The organism is Ketogulonicigenium vulgare WSH-001 (genome assembly GCF_000223375.1).
Lineage (GTDB): Bacteria > Pseudomonadota > Alphaproteobacteria > Rhodobacterales > Rhodobacteraceae > Ketogulonicigenium > Ketogulonicigenium vulgare.
Genome location: NC_017384.1, coordinates 2,668,687 through 2,685,698, shown reverse-complemented (window position 1 = coordinate 2,685,698; position 17,012 = coordinate 2,668,687). Strand labels below are relative to the sequence as shown.

Below are 17,012 nucleotides of genomic sequence, written 5' to 3'. Positions count from 1 at the left end.
AACGCTGCTATCATGTGATTGTGTCGAATTTCCAGATGTTTTTAGAACGCCTATTTTTTCGGCACCGCATCCAGTCACCTGCGCGCATTATCCAAATATAAAGCTGCTTTCGATAATTTGAACCCGATCTGCGGGGGTAACCTGCACCCCTCGGGGGTTGTTTTGTGATCGGGGGCGCGCACAAAGGCCTGATCTGCCGCGTTTCCAATGTGTTATGTCACCTCCGGGGGGAGGCGCCGCCATGGTGCCGCCTTTTTGCAGCCACAAATATTTTTGCTTTCGTCGCGACGGAAATGCAGGGCATATCCGTTAAAGCCAGACACATGTCCGATTGAAACAGCCCGATACCGACCCAAGACCGGCCCGGCGGCGACGATCGACCCAAGCACGAGAGCCACATGAAGCCAATTGCGCCCCTCACTCGCCTGATCGCCGCCCTGACTGCCGTGACGCTTTTTGCGACGGCCGCAACCGCGCAGCCGATGGGGGGCCGGCCGCAAGCGGGCCCGACTGAGGTTGGCGTCGTCACCGCCCAGCGCGAAACCGTGCCGCTGACAGAGATCATCCCCGGCCGCGCGGTCGCCTTTCAGGAAAATGCCGTGCGCCCGCGGGTGAACGGCATGATCACCGAGATTATCTATACGCCCGGCCAGACCGTCACCCCCGGCACCCCGCTGTTTCGTATTGAAAGCGATGTCTATGAGGCCGCTGTTCTGAGCGCCGAGGCTTCGCTGACGCAGGCGACCACCACCCGTGACAATGCCACGGTGAACGTTCAGCGGCTGGAGCAGCTCTCTAGCAACAACACCGGCACCCGCACCGATCTGGATACAGCCCGCGCCACGCTGGCCACGGCCGAGGCGGCACTGGTCACCGCCCAGAACAATCTGGACGATGCCCGCCGCGAGCTGGGCTGGACCACCGTGACCAGCCCGATCCAAGGGATCGCCGGCCTGCCCGCCGTCACCATCGGTGATATCGTCACCGCAAACCAAACCACCGGCCTTGTCACCGTGACGCGGATCGACCCGATCTACGTCGACCTGACCGAACCTGCCGCGCGCCTGCTGTCTGTGCGCAGTCGGATCGAACAGGGCCTGTTGTCGCGCACCGACCGCGTCGATGTGACCCTGACGCTGGATGATGGCCAATCCAGCAGCTATCGCGGCTCGCTGGTCGCACCGGGCGTCTCAGTGTCGCAGACCACCGCGTCGCAAACCATTCGTTTCCAATTCGACAATCCCGGCGGGCGCATTCTGCCCGGCATGTTCGTGCGCGGCGATATCACGGTCGGCACCACCGATGCGATTTTGGTGCCGCAGCGCGCCACCTCGCGCGCCAATGATGGCTCGCTGACCGTTTGGGTTGTGGGCGAGGGCAACAAATCGCAGCAATTAACGCTGACCTCGCTGGGGGTGACGCGCAACGCCTGGATCGTCACCAGCGGGATCGAGGAAGGCGCCCAGATCATGGTCGACGGGTTGAACAATATGGCCGCGGGCCGCGATGTGATCCCCGTGCCTGTGACCATCAATGAACTTGGCCTGATCGAAGATATGATCCCCGCCAGCGCACAGGCAGGAAACTGATAGATGGCGCAGTTTTTCATCAATCGCCCCGTCTTTGCATGGGTGCTGTCGATCATCACCATGCTGTTCGGCGTCTGGGGCCTGCAAAGCCTGCCCATCGCCCAATATCCCGAGGTTGCGCCCACCACCGTCCGTATTTCCGCCAGCTATTCGGGCGCACCGGCCGAGGCGGTGGAAAACGCGGTGACAACGCCGATTGAAAACGGCCTCTCGGATGTCGAGGGGCTGCTCTATATGGTCTCGCAATCGTCGCAGGGCCGCGCGACGGTCACGCTGACATTCGACGATTCCATGGATCCGGACATGGCCCAGATCCAGGTGCAGAACCGGATGCAGTCGATCACCAACCAACTGCCCGACAGCGTGCAAGATAACGGGGTCAGCGTCTCGCGCTCGACCGACTCGATCCTGATGGTGGCGGCATTGGTGTCCGAGGATGGCAGCTATACCACGCTGCAGCTGGGCGACATGATGGAGGAGCTGATCGAGCCGACCGTCACCCGCGTCGAGGGCGTGGGCGGCATTCAGGCCTTTGGCACCTCTTATGCGATGCGGATCTGGATGGACCCGTTCAATCTGGTGCAATATCAGCTGACGCCCTCGGATATCACTTCGGCAATCTCCAGCCGCAACTCGACCGTGACGGTGGGCAGTCTGGGCAGCCAACCGGTGGTGCCGGGGCAGCAGTTCAGCGTCTCAATGACGGCGCAGTCGCAACTGACCTCGCCCGAGGAATTCGAACGCATCTTGCTGCGCACCAACGAGGACGGCAGCCACGTCTATCTGGGCGATGTCGCGCGGGTCGAGATTGGCCAGCAAAGCTATGGTCAGGATTCGCGCTTTAACGGCAAGCCGGCGGCGGGTTTCGGTGTGAACCTCAGCTCTGGCGCGAATGCGGTGGATACGGCGCATAACGTCACCACCGCGCTGACCAATCTGCAAAACGCCCTGCCCGACGGGGTCGAAATTGCCTATGCCTATGACACTTCGCCCTTTGTCGAGCAGTCGATCGAAAAGGTCTATCACACGCTGGCCGAAGCCGTGCTGCTGGTCTTTCTGGTCATCCTGATCTTCCTGCAAAGCTGGCGCGCCACGCTCATCCCGACGCTGGCGGTACCGGTCGTGGTGCTGGGCACATTCGGTGTGCTGGCCGTATTCGATATGTCGATCAATACGCTGACCATGTTCGCGCTGGTGCTGGCCATCGGCCTTTTGGTCGATGATGCCATCGTCGTGGTCGAAAACGTCGAGCGTGTGATGGAGGAAGAGGGTCTTGATGCCCGCGCCGCCACCCGCAAATCCATGCGCGAGATTACACCCGCGCTGGTCGGCATCGTCACAGTGCTGTCGGCGGTGTTCCTGCCCATGGCCTTTATGCCCGGATCGACCGGGGTGATTTACCGGCAATTCTCGGTCACGATCATTTCGGCCATGGTGCTGTCGCTGTTCGTGGCGCTGATCCTGACGCCTGCGCTATGCGCAACGATGCTAAAGCCGCAGCACGGCCCGCGCAAATTCCCGCCCGCGCGCTGGTTTAATAACGCGCTTGCGGGCTTTACCAACCGCTACGCCAGCACCAATCGGTGGATCCTGAAAGTGCCGGTGCAAAGCATCATCGTGCTGGCCGCAATCACGGGTGCGCTGTGGTATCTGTTTGAAAACCTGCCGTCTTCCTTCATCCCGCAAGAGGATCAGGGTGTGCTGATGGCGATGATCAACCTTGATGACGGCGCGACCACAGCCCAGACGCAAACCGTGCTGCTCGAGGTCGAGGATTACCTGCTGACTGAGGAAACCGAGACGGTCGAGGCCGTGTTCGCGAACCTTGGTTTCAGCTTTGGCGGCTCGGGTCAGGGCAGCGCAATGCTGTTCATCAAGCTACGCCCCTTTGACGAGCGCAGCGATTTGACCGCCGCCGCCTTGGTGCAGCGTGCAACCGCGCGTTTTTCGGGGCACCGCGCGGGGAATATCTTCTTCATGCAGCCGCCTGCGATGCCTGCGCTGGGGAATTCGTCCGGCTTCTCGATGTATCTGGTGGATCAGGGCGCGAACGGTCAAGACGCGCTGCTGACCGCCGCAGCCGCCGTGAACGCGGCCGCAACCGCCTCGGACGAGCTGAACAATATCCGCGGCGGCACCACGCGCACGCAGGTCGCGCTGAATCTGGATATCGACCAGTTGAAGGCAACGGCGCTGGGGCTGACGGTGTCGGACGTCAATAATATGCTGTCGACAATCTTTACCGGCCGCTCGGTGAATGACTTTGCCTTTAACGGCACATTGCGTCCGGTGATGGTGCAGGCCGAACCCGAATACCGGATGCAGCCCGATGATGTGATGCATTGGCACGCGCGTAATTCCAGCGGCGAAATGGTGCCCTTCTCGGCCTTTATGACGCAAAAATGGGAAGTGGTGCCGACCAGCCTCGCCCGCTTTGGCGGCACGCGAGCGGTGTCGATGTCCGGCTCGCCCGCCGCTGATGTCTCATCGGGCGCGGCGATGGACCGGATGGAGCAGATCGCAGCCGAACAACCCGGCGGTTACAGCGTTGCCTGGACGGGACTGTCCTATCAGGAACGCCAATCGGGCAGCCAAGCGCCGCTGCTGTTCGCGCTGTCGGCGCTGGTGGTGTTCCTGTGTCTGGCCGCACTCTACGAAAGCTGGTCGGTGCCTTTTGCGGTGCTGCTGGCGGCGCCGGTGGGCGCGCTGGGGGCGCTGGGGGCTGCGCTGCTGTTCGATCAAAGCAATGACGTCTATTTCAAGGTCGGATTGCTTGCCACCATTGGGCTTGCCTCGCGCAACGCCATCCTGATCGTGGAATTCGCGAAAGAGCGGTTCGACAGGGGCATGGATCTGAAAGACGCCGCGATCGAGGCTGCGCGCCTGCGTTTGCGGCCGATCCTGATGACCTCGATTGCCTTCATGCTGGGCGTGCTGCCGCTGGCAACCGCCAAAGGGGCCGGTGCCGCCGCGCAACATGCTATCGGCATCGGCGTGCTGGGGGGGATGATCGCCTCGACCATCATTGGCATTTTCCTGATCCCGGCGTTCTATGTTGTTGTGACGCGGATGTTTGGCAGCCGCCGCAATACGCTGAAATCGGAAGAATGAAGTGACGGCATTTGACTTTACGCATTGGCTGAGTGCCCGCGCGCTGCCGCTGTGGCGCGCGCGGGGGTTCTGCCCGCAGGGTTTCGGCGCGATCGAGCATCTGGATGCGGACGGCCAGCCTGCGCTGGACCAGCCGCGCCGCAATCGTATCCACACGCGGCAAGCCTTTGTTTTCGCGGGCGCGGCGCGTGATCTGCACAGTGATGATCTGCCGCGCGCGCAGAGGCTGCTGGGTTTTGCGCGGTCGTTGATCGGCCCGGGCGGCTGGTTGCCCACAACCAGCGATGCGGCGGGCCAGCCTGCGGGCGATGCGCATCGCCTCTATGATCTCGCCTTTTATATCCTTGCCAATGCCGAGCTGCCCGCACCCGTGATCCCGTGGGATTTCTTGCTGGATGCGCTGGCGCGGCTAAAGGCGGATCGCGGCTGGTGGGATGATCGCTATCATAGCCTGCCCCGCACCCAAAACGCGCATATGCACCTGTTCGAGGCCGCCCATGCCGCCCATGCTGCAACAGGCGATCCGGCTTGGGCCGCTGTGATTGATGAATGCCGCGCGCTGTTTGCGGATGTCTTTTTTCAAAGCGACGGCACGATCTTTGAATTCTTCGACGCCGATTGGCAGCCCCTGCAAACGGGCCAACAGGTCGAGCCCGGCCATGGGATGGAATGGGTTTATCTCGCCTATAGCGATCCGGTGCTGCGCGATCAGGTCGACCTTGACCTGATGTTCAACACCGCAGCCGCAGCCATGACACCGGATGGTTTCCTGCCCGATAGCACCCTGCCGCCCAGCGCAACCTGCCGCCTATGGCCCCAGACCGAATTGCTGCGCGCCGCATTGGTGCAGCAGTATCGTGGCCGCGCCCTGCCCGCACCATTGCAGCCCACCGCGATCCTTGACCGTTTCGCCGCGCGCTATCTGACGGCCGAGGGTGGCTGGATTGATGCATGCGATCGCGCGGGCGTCATCGTGGCGGACCACATGCCAAGTTCAAGCTTTTACCATATTTTCAGCGCATGGCGGGCATTCAGCGCATTGTCCGTGGACGCGGCGCGCCTTGGGTCAACAGATCGGCAATCATAACGCGCTGGTGCGGCCAATGCCGCCAGCGCCACAGGCGCCGACGTGGCAACAGCGCGGGCAGACCCTGTAGCCGCTGCCACAAAGCGCGCTGGCTGCGAATGAAATCAGGATGGTGATCCGTGCCCCTCCGCGCGAAATGCGGGTGCAGCAGATCACCGCCAAATTGTGCGGTCAGATCCAACACATCGACCCGGTGCCCCACCATACGGGCCGCCATATTGCGGTAAAGCTGACTGACGAAGGACGCGGGCAAAGCAGGCAAATCGCGCTGCAACCAGTAATCAGCAGGCAACGCGGGGGGCAGCGCCCAAAAGATCGCCCGCACCTGATCAAAGCCGGCCGCCTCTATCCGGCGCATCAGGGCGACCTGCCCCAAAATCGCGCTGGCGACGGCGACCTCGGCCTCATGCACGACGGCGGGCAAATCAGCGGCCAGAACACCCCGATGCCCCATAGCGCGCAACGTCGCGGGAAGGCCAAAGATCAGGTCCTGCATCCCAAAATTCAGCAGGATATGCGCCCGCTGATCGACCCCGGCCAGCAGCCCCAGCACGTAATCCTGCACCGGCGCGCGCCCCAAGCTTCGCGCGCTCCAACTCGAGGCCCAGAACGGGTGATACTGCGGCTGATCGCCAAAGATATAGTCGAAAACCTCGGCCCCAGAGGAGCCAAGCACGACCAAAGGCACCGCCTTATCGCGGCTGTGACGATTGAAAATGCGCATCCCATGCCTGTTGGCTTGCAACTGTTCCATAGGTTGCGCGATAGGCCCTTGCCAAAGCTTTAAAGCCCAGCATGTAACGCAGCCACAGGGCCAATAAGCGGATAAAAAGCGGATAAAATCGCCGCAAATCGCGCGCGTCGCATTGATCGGTGACAATCGCGCGCCGCCCCCAGATCGCATCCATATCGCGCCGCCGGCGCGGTGCAATATGAACCACCCCGCGCGACCCGAACGGTAAAAGCTGACCATTCACGCTGAGCATCCAATACCATCTTGGCCAAGCGCGCCGGGCCTGCTTGCGCGGCAGGGGTGCACAGGGGCGTGGCAGTTGCGCGATGGCGTGGCGCTGTGCCTCGGCACCGGGATGGGTTGCAAAAGCCCGCGGCCCCGCCAGCACATCTTGCCAAGCGATGAGCAGCGCCGCCGCCTCGTCATAGCGGAACCGGGCAAGGCTGCGCAGCACGAACAGCGCCCCCCTCCACCCCACCCGCCAGCGCCCGCCGGGGATCTGCGGGAAAACCATCGGATGGATCAAATGCCCGCGCAGATCACAGAACAGGCTCAGCGGCCCCTCTTTCGCGGCGAAATCGTCTTGGGCGGCGCAGACACCATTCAACGTCACAATGCGCAGGCGATTGGCCAGCGCGAAGCCGATATCATCGCCGCGCAGGAAATAGGGAAACGGCGCATAGCGCACCCCGGCCAGCGCAAAGCCGAACATCCACCAGCCGCCATATATGCCGGGCTGCTGCTGCCAATCGGCCTGCGCACTGGTGCGCTCGATCCGCGCCAAGGCCACCTGGTCCATAAGGTCAGTGCCGCGAAATGCGCCGCGACAAAAACCGTCAAAGATCGCGCCGCTTTCCCATAGTTGATCGGGCTGCTGGTGCGTCACCATCGCCGCAGCCACCGCCAATTGGGGATCTTGTGCCAGCGATAGATAGGCATGCAGACGGTGCAGAGCCTCGGGTGTGAAATGCGCGTCATCATCGGTGAACAGGCAATGCGTAAACCCCCAAGGATCGCACTGCGCCTCGCGCAAGGCGCGCGCAAAACCGCCCGCTCCGCCAAGGTTGTGCTGTGCAACGACCCGCAAGCCAGCATGCGGCACGGGCGGTGTCGCCAGGCCTTGATCAATCACCAGCACACGCGCCTCAGCGCCCAGCGGCATGAGGCGCAAGTAATCACGCAGCACCGCGAGTTTTTCCGGCAATCCGCGACCTGCGCCAAAAGCGGGGATGCAAATCGCCAGCCGTGCCCTGCGCTGGGGCTGCGCGCCCAGCAGCACCGCGCCGCGCAGATGCACACAACTTAGCGCGATGATCGAAAGACGCACCACATGATCGCGCAGCGCATCAAGCACCACGGCCTGTCCCCCCTCGACCCGAAGGCTGCTCAGCAGCACCGCCTCGGCCCCGATCAGCGCATAGGCCTGCAGCAAGAACTGGCCCTCACCGCTGATCCGAACGGACAGCGGACCCGCCCCGACCTGCCGCCACTTTGCGGCATTGATCAGATCCCCCCATGGATCGCGCAAAACGATCTGCTGCCCCGGCAGGTAGAGCCCCGGCGAGAGCGTAAAATGCTGTAGGATAAAGCTTTGTTCCACGGATGCGCCCTATGATCCAATCACACCATTGATGCCGATCATGGTTGCGGGCGGGTTAATCAAATTTGCCTTATGGCCATGGCTGGGCCACAGTGCGGCGATACGGCAGGCCGGGGGCAGGATGATTTACGCGCGACTCGTTTTGGCTGCTTTGGTTATTGCGCTGGCTGGCTGCGCGCCCCGGCCCGATGATGGCCTGCTGCTGCCCGCTGCGCCCGAGAACCTGTCCCCGCACGCGCAAGAGGTTACGGTGATGACCATATCAAACCGCAACCGCACCGGGCCTGACGGTCAGTTCTATGGTACCGCCCATAGCGAGATGCACCGCGAAGAATTCGTCATCGCCGTCGCCCCCGCGCGTGAGGATACGGGCTCGCTTTTATTCGACCGCGATCTGTCACGCGATTTCGCCGTCGTCTCGCGCAGGGCGCTGGATGCGCCGGACTGGCACCGTGCCTTGCGCGCCCAGCATCGCACCGCCGATCAGCCGATTGTTCTGTTCGTGCATGGTTACAACCAGACCTTTCAAGAATCACTGTTCCGCCTTGCCCAGATCAGCGCGGGGATGGCGAGCGAGGTGCAGCCCATTTTGTTCTCATGGCCCTCGCAGGCCAGCCTGATGGGCTATGTCGCGGATCGCGACAGTGCGACGGTCGCGCGCGATGATCTGGCGCAATTGCTGCGCGATCTTCATCGCAACATGCCCAACCGCGATATTATGATCGCGGGCCATAGTATGGGCAGCTGGCTGGTGATGGAGGTGCTGCGCGATTTGCGGCGGGGCGGCGAGAATCGCCTGTTGCGGCGTATCCAGGTTGGGCTGGCCGCTCCCGATATCGATGTTGCTGTTTTCCGCAGCCAGATGGCCGCAGTTGGTCAGCTCTCGCGGCCGCTGACGATACTGGTGTCGCAAGATGATATCGCGCTGGGAATGTCGGGCCGTCTGGCCGAGCAGCGCACCCGCCTTGGCGCGCTGGACGCCAGCGATCCACGAACCATCGCGCTGGCTGAAGAGCTGGGCGTGCGGATCATTGATGTTTCGGCCTTTCCAGCCGCCGATGATTTTCATCACGAGCGTTTTCTGGCTCTGGCCGCATTTCATCCGCAATCTGCGATGCAGGCGTCAATCATCGACCAGCTGCGCTTTGCCGGGGCCTATATTCTGGACACATCGGGGCAAGTATTACGCCGCGAAATCACTGATGATTTTTAGGGATTTGGTAGCGGAGGAGGGACTCGAACCCCCGACACGCGGATTATGATTCCGCTGCTCTAACCAACTGAGCTACTCCGCCAACGTGCGCGGATTTAGGACAGGACGCGCGGGGCGTCAACAGCCAAATCTGCTGACCATGCGGAATGTTGCATGAAATCAGGCGCTGCGCCGGTCATTCATTGTCCCGCGCGTTGAGGCTGCGCAGCACTTCGCGGCGCACCAGCTTGCGCACATTGCTGGTGATCCGCTCGCCCAATTCGCCCTGCAATTCGGTGCGCAGCACTTCGGCGATCAACTCGCGCAGGGAATCTTCGCTGATGGTGAGGCTGGCCGAGACAGAGGGCGGCGATACTGCGCCCTCCTCCTCGCCCGCGCCAAACTGCGGCGCGCGGCCAGAAAACGGGCCGATCGAAACAACGGCCGCCTGTTCCGGCTCTGGTTGTGGCTGTAGCTCTGGCAGCGATTCGGCGGCCATGTCATCGTCCACACGCTGCGCTGGCGTCAGCATCAGCGGCGCGACAATCATATCCGCGCCCAGAACCAAAGGCGCAGGCTGCGCCAGAGGTGCAACATCACGCACGGTTGCGCCATCTACCAGTCTGCGCACGGCGATCAAAACATCACTGCTGGGTCCGGTATCGGGCATGGGCTTCCTGTCATGTCGCGAGGCGCGCAAAGAGGGCAGCCACAGCCGCCCCAATTTTGCACGCCCCGGCCTTATTCGTGGGCAATGGCCTGCAACACCCGGTCCAGCGCGCGTCCCTGTGCAGAGGTCACAGAGGGCGCGTCATCGACCAGATTGTAATAGGCCTCGGGGTCATAAATCTGCACATTCAGGCCAAGATTCTCAGCCGTCAACAGTCCCATCGCTGACAGCACCGCATAACCGGCGGTAATCTCGCTATATTGTGCCGAAATCTGGCTGGCGCGGGCATCCAGCAGATCTTGTTCCGCGTCCAATACGTCGATGGTGGTCGCCGCGCCAAGGTCCGCCTCTTCGCGGGTGCCATCATAGGCCAGCTGATAGGCGGTAACGAGGCTTGCAAAGGATTCGCGCGAGACGCGGGCGACGTCCAGCAGCGAATAGGCATTGGCGACGGACTGGCTGACGTTATCGGCCGCAACCAGCAGCTGCGCGCGGGCGGCGTCGCGATTCGCCATGACCTGCCGCAATTGGCTGCCCAGGCTGCCGCCCGAATAGATCACACCGCTGACGCCAACGCCGACGGTCAGCTGATCGGTGTTGCTGCCCGCCTGAGCCGAGCCTTGCAGCGCGTCGGTGACATAATGCGTACGGCCAAGGCTGGCAGTGCCGGTGACAGTCGGCTGCGTCGCGGTGCGGGCGCGTTCGACGTTGATATCGGCGGCGGCGGCGGTGTGGCGCGCCTGCACAACGCTGGGGTGGCCCTGCTGCGCGATCAGGCGTGCCTGATCCAGCGACTGGGTGATCCGTGCAGGCGTTGCGGCCGACAACGCCCCCGGCAAACGGCCGGTGGCGACGCGGTATTCCTCGCGTGCGCGGGTCAGGTTGCCCTGTTCGGACACCAGCGTACTGCGGGCGGTGGCCAGTGCGGCCTCGGCCTGCGCGACGGTGGTGCGGGTGATCTGGCCCACCTCATATTGGTCGCGCGCGGCACGCAGCTCCTCGGTGATGACGCGGACGTTGTTTTCGCGCAAAGATACAAGCTGCTGATAGAGCTGCACATTCATATAGGCATCAACGACGCGCAGCAGCACCTGCTGTTCAATCGCCAGCAGACCCGCACGGGTGCCCAGCACGCTTTCTTTCGCCGCATCCACGCCCATACGACCGCGACCGCCATCATACAGGGTCAGGCTGGCGCTGATCGCAAGGTTCGCGGTTGTCACCGGATCATTGTTGAAAATCGTCGCATCGGCAAAGCTGGACGAGATCTGCGCGCTCCAGTTCAGGACGGGGCGCAGCGCGGCAACAGATTGCGCCACATCTTCGTCGGCGGCGCGCAGCAGCGCACGGTTTTGCGTCAAAAGGCCACTGGATTCATAGGCCCAAGCCATCGCATCGGCCAAAGTCTCGGCATGGGCCATCGGCGCGGCAAGGCCAATACTGGCCACAAAACCGGCGATCACGCTGCGCAACGTCTTTTTCATTTTGTCCTACCCGTTCTTCAATGCCCTGGACTATAGGGCGAAAGTATCTGTTGTTGTGAAGCCCGGCAGAACGGGCAACAAAGCGTTAAACGCCAAACGCCAGTGGATCTGGCCCGCGACTTTGGTGCCGATGCGCACCAGACCCAATCCGCCCTCGACAAATAGCGCGACGATCCGGCCCCCTTCGGCCAGTTGCGCGGCAATCACCGGGGGAATGGCGCGCACGCCGCCCTCGATCAATATAACGTCATAGGGTCCGGCTTCCGGCGCCCCCTCGACCAGTTTTCCCTGCACGATGCGCGCGTCACTTTTGTGACGGGCCAGCGCGGCGGCGGCGCCCGCAGCAAGGTGCGGCAATTCCTCGAGCGCGATGACCTGCCCCGCCATGCGCGCAACCAGCGCCGCGCCATAGCCAAGCCCCGCGCCAATGACCAAAGCGCGATCATCCGGCGCAATCGCCAGCCCGTCGATCATTTTCGCCAGCGTCCGGGCCTCGGGCATGGTGCGGGCGGGCGCAAGCGGCAGATCCGCGCCGACATAGGCAACATCGCGCAAGGCGTCGGGGACGAAATCCTCGCGCGGGATGGCCAGCATGGCGGCGATAATCGGATAGGATGTCACATCCGACGTGCGCACCTGACGATCCACCATCGTCACGCGCAGTGCTGCAAAATCCGATTCGGCAGATGATTGAATAACGGCCTGCATGGCGCTCCTCTGATCAGCTGTGCGGGGCGCGCGGCACGCTGGCCGGCACCTTTTAGCCCGTGCGAAATTCATGGCACATCGCCCGCCCTGCGACAATGAAAACCGCCGCAGGCCCGGCGCAAAGCACCTATCCGTTGCAATACTTTACAAATGCCCTAAATCCAATCGGATCACGCGATAACGCCAGACAGAAAGCCCCAGCCATGATCCGCTACACATTGAAATGCCCAAGCGGCCATCAATTCGATAGCTGGTTCCAATCGGCCAGCGCCTTTGATTCGCTGCAAAAAGCGGGGCATCTGTCCTGTGCGACCTGCGGCGCGGCCCCTGTGGAAAAGGCGCTAATGGCCCCGAATGTCGCGAAATCCGGCCCGACCGCACCCAGCAATGAGGATCAACTGAAAGCCCTGCGCACGGAAGTCGAGGCGAATTCCGAATATGTCGGTATGTCCTTCGCCACCGAGGCCCGCCGTATGCATGCAGGCGACGCCCCCACCCGCGCCATCTATGGCGAGGCTAAACTGGACGAGGCCCGCGCCCTGCTGGAGGATGGCGTGCCCGTGATGCCGCTGCCTTTCATTCCGACACGAAACACCAACTAAAGCCGGGCCAGCGCAGTTAAATTCCACATTGCGGTTAACGTGCAGTCGAATTATGACGGCGGCGAACTGTCTTTAGGGAACATCATGCCCATCCTCGTGATGAAATTCGGCGGCACATCGGTCGCCAATATCGACCGTATTCAGCGCGCGGCCCGCCGTGTCGCCGCCGAAGTTGCCAAGGGCTATGACGTGATCGTGGTCGTGTCAGCCATGTCGGGCGAGACCAATAAGCTGGTCGGCTATGTCAATGACACCGCCCCGCTTTATGACGCGCGCGAATATGACGCGATTGTCTCGTCTGGCGAAAATGTGACCGCGGGCCTTTTGGCGCTGCGTTTGCAGGAAATGGACGTGCCTGCGCGCAGCTGGCAAGGCTGGCAAGTGCCGCTGCAGACCAATTCCGCCCATGGCGCGGCCCGTATCGCCGCCATCCCGACAGAGAACATCAACCGCAAATTTGCCGAAGGCATGAAGGTCGCCGTCGTCGCAGGTTTCCAGGGCATCAGCCCCGAAGGCCGCATCACGACGCTGGGGCGTGGCGGCTCGGACACGACCGCCGTCGCCTTTGCGGCCGCTTTTGACGCCGAACGCTGCGATATCTACACCGATGTCGACGGCGTCTATACCACCGATCCGCGCATTTGCAGTAATGCCCGCAAGCTGGACAAGATCACCTTCGAGGAGATGCTTGAGCTGGCCTCGCTGGGTGCCAAAGTGCTGCAGACCCGCTCGGTCGAGCTGGCAATGCGATTTAAGGTGCGCCTGCGCGTGCTGTCATCTTTTGAAGAACCGTCGGACACGTCTGGCACGCTGGTCTGCGACGAGGAGGAAATCATGGAAAGCAACGTCGTCTCGGGCATCGCCTTTAGCCGTGAAGAAGCCAAGATGACCTTGGTGGGTGTTGCCGACAAACCCGGCATTGCCGCCGCCATCTTTGGCCCGCTGGCCGATGCGGGCGTCAATGTCGATATGATCGTCCAGAACATCAGCGACGAGGGTCAGACCGATATGACCTTCTCGTGCCCGGTGGATCAGGTGCTGCGCGCCGAAAAAGCCATCAACGAGGCCCGCGCGCGCGGCGATTACACGTTCGACGAGCTGGTCTGCGACAGCAATGTGGCGAAAATCTCGGTCGTCGGCATCGGGATGCGCAGCCATGCGGGCGTTGCGGCGACCATGTTCCGGGCGCTTGCCTCGGAAAGCGTCAATATCAAGGTGATCACCACATCGGAAATCAAGATTTCCGTACTGGTCGACCGTAAATACATGGAATTGGCCGTGCAGGCCCTGCATGATGCCTTCGGGCTGGAAAAAAAGAAGGCCTGATCTTTCGGTCAGGCCATGGGCCGCGCGGGCCAAACCGTGCGGCTCAGGATAACAGTGCCTGAACAGGAAGAATCATGGCCGCGCGCGACGAAAGCGAAAGCCGCAAATTACTGGGCCGCCTGCGCGCGGCATTGGCCGAATCCTCGGCAGGTCAGGCGCGGCTGGACGGGATCGTGCATCTGATCGCAGGCTCGATGCAGGCCGAGGTCTGCTCGATCTATCTTTTCCGCGACACCGACACGCTAGAGCTATGCGCCACCGAAGGGCTGATGCCCAGCGCCGTCCACCGCACAAGGATGCGCCTGGGCGAGGGTCTGGTCGGCCGTGTCGCCCGCAATGGCGGTATTATCAACACCCCCAACGCGCCATCCGAACCCGGCTTTCGTTATATGCCCGAAACGGGCGAAGAGCGGTATTCCTCGTTCTGCGGCGTGCCGATCCAGCGTCTGGGCGAGACTTTGGGCGTGCTGGTCGTGCAGACCAAGACCCAGCGCGAGCTGACATCGGACGAGGTTTACGCGCTGGAAGTCGTCGCGATGGTGCTGGCCGAAATGGCCGAACTCGGCGCCTTTGCCGCCCCAGAGGCACAGGGCCAGTCGCATCGCAAAGCCTTGATGATCCGCGGCGTCAGCGGCCAAGAGGGCACCGTCAAAGGCCATGTCTTTATCCACGAGCCGCGCGTTGTCGTGACCAACGCTGTGGCCGAGGACCCGGTGGCCGAATTGTCGCGTCTGCGCGATGCGGTCGACAACCTGCGGTTCCAGATCGACGAGATGCTGGACAAAGCGCGCGGTATGAACACCGAACAGGCGCAGGTGCTGGACACATACCGGATGCTCGCCGCCTCGCGCAGTTGGCTGCGTCGGATGGAAGAGGACATCACCAACGGCCTTTCCGCCGAAGCCGCGGTCGAGCGCGAGCAGACCTCGACCCGCAATCGCATGGCGCAAGTCGAGGATGCCTACTTACGCGACCGGCTGCATGATCTGGATGATCTGTCGAATCGCCTGCTGCGCATCCTGACCGGCCAAGGCAAGGATACCGGGGCCGAGATGCCCATCGACCCGATTCTGGTCGCGAAAAACATCGGCCCCGGTGAATTGCTGGAATACGGCAAGATCATTCGCGGCATCGTGCTGGAAGAGGGCTCGGTCGGCAGTCACGCGGCGATTGTCGCCCGCGCCTGGGCGATCCCGCTGGTGATCCACGCCAAGGGGATCGTCGCCAATGCGCTGAACGGCGATCCGATCATCATTGATGGCGATCAGGGCAATGTCCATCTGCGTCCCGATGATGCGATCAGCCGTGCCTATACGGAAAAGATCGCCATGCAGGCGCGCGCGCTGGAGCGCTATGCCTCGCTGCGCGATCTGCCGGCGACAACGACCGATGGCGAGACGATTGCCCTGCATATGAACGCCGGGTTGATGGCGGATCTGCCCTCGCTGCAAAGTTCGGGGGCCGAGGGCGTCGGGCTGTTCCGCACCGAACTCCAGTTCATCATTCGCAATAAAATGCCCACCCGTAGCGAGCTGTCAGCGCTTTATGCCCGCATCACCGATGCGGCGGCGGGCAAGCGCGTGGTGTTTCGCACGCTGGATATCGGCTCGGACAAGGTGCTGCCCTATCTGAAACCGCAGGACGAGCCGAACCCGGCCATGGGCTGGCGGGCGATCCGCGTGGGTTTGGATAAGCCAGGCATCTTGCGGATGCAGTTGCAAGCGCTGCTGCGCGCGGCCAATGGCCGTCCGCTGACGATCATGTTCCCCTTTGTGGCGCAGCCTGCCGAATATTGGGCCGCCCGTGCCGCGCTGGACAAGGTGATCGCGCGCGAAAAGATCCTTGGCCATAACCTGCCCGCGCAGCTTGAGGTCGGGGTGATGCTGGAAACCCCCTCGCTGGCCTTTGCGCCGCTGGCGTTTTTCAAATCCATCGACTTTTTGTCAGTGGGCGGCAATGATCTGAAGCAGTTCTTTTTCGCCGCCGACCGCGAGAATGAGCGTGTCCGGCGACGTTACGACCTGTTTGATCCGGCCTATCTGAGCCTGATCGACATGATCGTTGGCAAGTGCCGCGCGGCGGGAACCTCGGTCTCGTTCTGCGGCGAGGATGCGGGGCGTCCCCTAGAGGCGCTGGCGCTGGCGGCGATGGGGTTCCGCACCTTGTCGATGCGACCAGCCTCGATCGGGCCGATCAAGCATATCCTGCGCCGGGTGGATCTATCCGCTGTGCGTATGCTGATCGACGAGCACCGGATGCGCGGCGAGAATCCCCGCGCCGCGCTGAAAGAGTGGTTGCAAGAAAGCGACGTGCTTTAGGCGCCCTAGTTTTGCGGTAGGGCCATGTCAGGCGACCAGCGACTGACCTGCCCGCGCACACCGGCCCAAGCATTTGGTTTCAGCGCCACGCCCAACACACGGTCGGGGTTGGTGGGCGGCGGCATCAGCACGCCTTCCAGCTTTTGAAAACCAAAGCGGTTGTAATAGGGGGCATCGCCCACCAGCATCACCCGCTCCCACCCCAGCGCGCGCGCGCCGCCAAGGGTTTGATAGATCAACAGCCCGCCCAGACCCTCGCCCTGATGGGTCGGGTGGACAGCCACGGGCCCCAGCAGCAGCGAGCGGTTGCAAATGCCGTCTTCGGTGCAGATGCGCACGGGCCAATGGCGGATCGCACCCGCAATTGATCCATCCGTGCCGCGCGCGACCAGCGACAGCCCCGCAATCGGCGGCACGTCATCACGCAAACGATACGAGGAAAGCGCCTCGCGCCCGGGCGCGAAACATAGGTCATAAAGGGATTCGACCTCCCACCAGTCGTCAGGGGTTTCCTGTGCAATCGTGAACATTGGCTGCGGATCGACCCCTTATCCTGATATTTTGGATGGCGCCCAAGCTGTTAGATCTTGTG

The 17,012-nt window shown here is 62.4% G+C and carries 13 protein-coding genes and 1 tRNA gene; 7 read left to right on the top strand and 7 right to left on the bottom strand.

Annotated elements, in window-relative coordinates:
• Positions 1–398 precede the first annotated feature (398 nt).
• Genes KVU_RS13405 through KVU_RS13395 form a run of 3 tightly spaced genes read left to right on the top strand, consistent with a single transcriptional unit; the run spans position 399 to position 5,787 of the window.
• Positions 399–1,589 carry an efflux RND transporter periplasmic adaptor subunit gene (locus KVU_RS13405; protein WP_014538123.1) on the top strand — a complete coding sequence of 397 codons (1,191 nt, stop codon included), beginning with the start codon at positions 399–401 and terminating at the stop codon, positions 1,587–1,589.
• A 3-nt stretch (positions 1,590–1,592) separates the two neighbouring features.
• Entirely contained in the window at positions 1,593–4,700 is a 3,108-nt protein-coding gene (locus tag KVU_RS13400; RefSeq protein WP_013383167.1) for a multidrug efflux RND transporter permease subunit, read from the top strand.
• 1 nt (position 4,701) lies between these two features.
• Entirely contained in the window at positions 4,702–5,787 is a 1,086-nt protein-coding gene (locus KVU_RS13395; RefSeq protein ID WP_013383166.1) for an AGE family epimerase/isomerase, read from the top strand.
• On the opposite strand, the gene KVU_RS13390 is transcribed toward KVU_RS13395, so the two are convergent.
• Both KVU_RS13390 and KVU_RS13385 read right to left on the bottom strand, forming a co-directional pair.
• Positions 5,732–6,511, bottom strand: a complete 780-nt coding sequence (locus KVU_RS13390) for a hypothetical protein (RefSeq protein ID WP_044007992.1) — start codon at positions 6,509–6,511, stop codon at positions 5,732–5,734. The two genes, KVU_RS13395 and KVU_RS13390, sit on opposite strands and share 56 nt — an antisense overlap.
• Positions 6,480–8,120 (bottom strand): glycosyltransferase family protein, encoded by a 1,641-nt coding sequence (locus KVU_RS13385; RefSeq protein WP_013383165.1) that lies wholly within the window; start codon positions 8,118–8,120, stop codon positions 6,480–6,482. Before KVU_RS13385 ends, KVU_RS13390 begins: the two co-directional genes overlap by 32 nt.
• Before the next feature lie 121 nt (positions 8,121–8,241).
• On the opposite strand from KVU_RS13385, the gene KVU_RS13380 reads away from it, so the two are divergent.
• Positions 8,242–9,333: an alpha/beta hydrolase gene (locus KVU_RS13380; RefSeq protein WP_013383164.1), complete on the top strand. Its 1,092-nt coding sequence runs from the start codon at positions 8,242–8,244 to the stop codon at positions 9,331–9,333.
• Positions 9,334–9,338: 5 nt separating this feature from the next.
• Here the strand turns inward: KVU_RS13380 and KVU_RS13375 are convergent.
• The 4 genes from KVU_RS13375 to KVU_RS13360 all read right to left on the bottom strand — a co-directional run bounded on the left by KVU_RS13375 (position 9,339) and on the right by KVU_RS13360 (position 12,174).
• Positions 9,339–9,415 (bottom strand) — tRNA-Met (locus tag KVU_RS13375).
• 93 nt (positions 9,416–9,508) lie between these two features.
• Complete coding sequence (locus KVU_RS13370) at positions 9,509–9,982, bottom strand: glycerol-3-phosphate dehydrogenase (RefSeq protein ID WP_014538122.1); 474 nt, start codon at positions 9,980–9,982, stop codon at positions 9,509–9,511.
• A gap of 71 nt (positions 9,983–10,053) precedes the next feature.
• Positions 10,054–11,466: a TolC family outer membrane protein gene (locus KVU_RS13365; protein WP_013383162.1), complete on the bottom strand. Its 1,413-nt coding sequence runs from the start codon at positions 11,464–11,466 to the stop codon at positions 10,054–10,056.
• A gap of 30 nt (positions 11,467–11,496) precedes the next feature.
• A complete protein-coding gene (locus tag KVU_RS13360; RefSeq protein WP_013383161.1) occupies positions 11,497–12,174 on the bottom strand; it encodes a protein-L-isoaspartate O-methyltransferase family protein in 678 nt (225 codons plus the stop codon).
• 203 nt (positions 12,175–12,377) lie between these two features.
• Here KVU_RS13360 and KVU_RS13355 point away from each other — a divergent pair, with 203 nt between their 5' ends.
• From KVU_RS13355 to ptsP, 3 genes are all read left to right on the top strand, one after another.
• Positions 12,378–12,776 (top strand): DUF1178 family protein, encoded by a 399-nt coding sequence (locus KVU_RS13355; RefSeq protein ID WP_014538121.1) that lies wholly within the window; start codon positions 12,378–12,380, stop codon positions 12,774–12,776.
• Positions 12,777–12,860: 84 nt separating this feature from the next.
• Positions 12,861–14,102 carry an aspartate kinase gene (locus KVU_RS13350; protein ID WP_013383159.1) on the top strand — a complete coding sequence of 414 codons (1,242 nt, stop codon included), beginning with the start codon at positions 12,861–12,863 and terminating at the stop codon, positions 14,100–14,102.
• A 74-nt stretch (positions 14,103–14,176) separates the two neighbouring features.
• Positions 14,177–16,420 carry a phosphoenolpyruvate--protein phosphotransferase gene (gene ptsP / locus KVU_RS13345; protein WP_013383158.1) on the top strand — a complete coding sequence of 748 codons (2,244 nt, stop codon included), beginning with the start codon at positions 14,177–14,179 and terminating at the stop codon, positions 16,418–16,420.
• Between the two features lie 5 nt (positions 16,421–16,425).
• Here ptsP and KVU_RS13340 read toward each other — a convergent pair whose 3' ends face one another.
• Positions 16,426–16,950, bottom strand: a complete 525-nt coding sequence (locus KVU_RS13340) for a GNAT family N-acetyltransferase (protein WP_014538120.1) — start codon at positions 16,948–16,950, stop codon at positions 16,426–16,428.
• Positions 16,951–17,012: the final 62 nt, after the last annotated feature.

Excerpts from the sequence above, each read along its gene's own strand:
- KVU_RS13380 (WP_013383164.1), top strand. The coding sequence starts at position 8,242 with ATGATTTACGCGCGACTCGTTTTGGCTGCTTTGGTTATTGCGCTGGCT.
- KVU_RS13400 (WP_013383167.1), top strand. The coding sequence starts at position 1,593 with ATGGCGCAGTTTTTCATCAATCGCCCCGTCTTTGCATGGGTGCTGTCG.
- KVU_RS13370 (WP_014538122.1), bottom strand. The coding sequence starts at position 9,982 with ATGCCCGATACCGGACCCAGCAGTGATGTTTTGATCGCCGTGCGCAGA.
- KVU_RS13350 (WP_013383159.1), top strand. The coding sequence starts at position 12,861 with ATGCCCATCCTCGTGATGAAATTCGGCGGCACATCGGTCGCCAATATC.
- KVU_RS13360 (WP_013383161.1), bottom strand. The coding sequence starts at position 12,174 with ATGCAGGCCGTTATTCAATCATCTGCCGAATCGGATTTTGCAGCACTG.
- KVU_RS13355 (WP_014538121.1), top strand. The coding sequence starts at position 12,378 with ATGATCCGCTACACATTGAAATGCCCAAGCGGCCATCAATTCGATAGC.
- KVU_RS13390 (WP_044007992.1), bottom strand. The coding sequence starts at position 6,511 with ATGCGCATTTTCAATCGTCACAGCCGCGATAAGGCGGTGCCTTTGGTC.
- KVU_RS13365 (WP_013383162.1), bottom strand. The coding sequence starts at position 11,466 with ATGAAAAAGACGTTGCGCAGCGTGATCGCCGGTTTTGTGGCCAGTATT.
- KVU_RS13405 (WP_014538123.1), top strand. The coding sequence starts at position 399 with ATGAAGCCAATTGCGCCCCTCACTCGCCTGATCGCCGCCCTGACTGCC.
- KVU_RS13340 (WP_014538120.1), bottom strand. The coding sequence starts at position 16,950 with ATGTTCACGATTGCACAGGAAACCCCTGACGACTGGTGGGAGGTCGAA.
- ptsP (WP_013383158.1), top strand. The coding sequence starts at position 14,177 with ATGGCCGCGCGCGACGAAAGCGAAAGCCGCAAATTACTGGGCCGCCTG.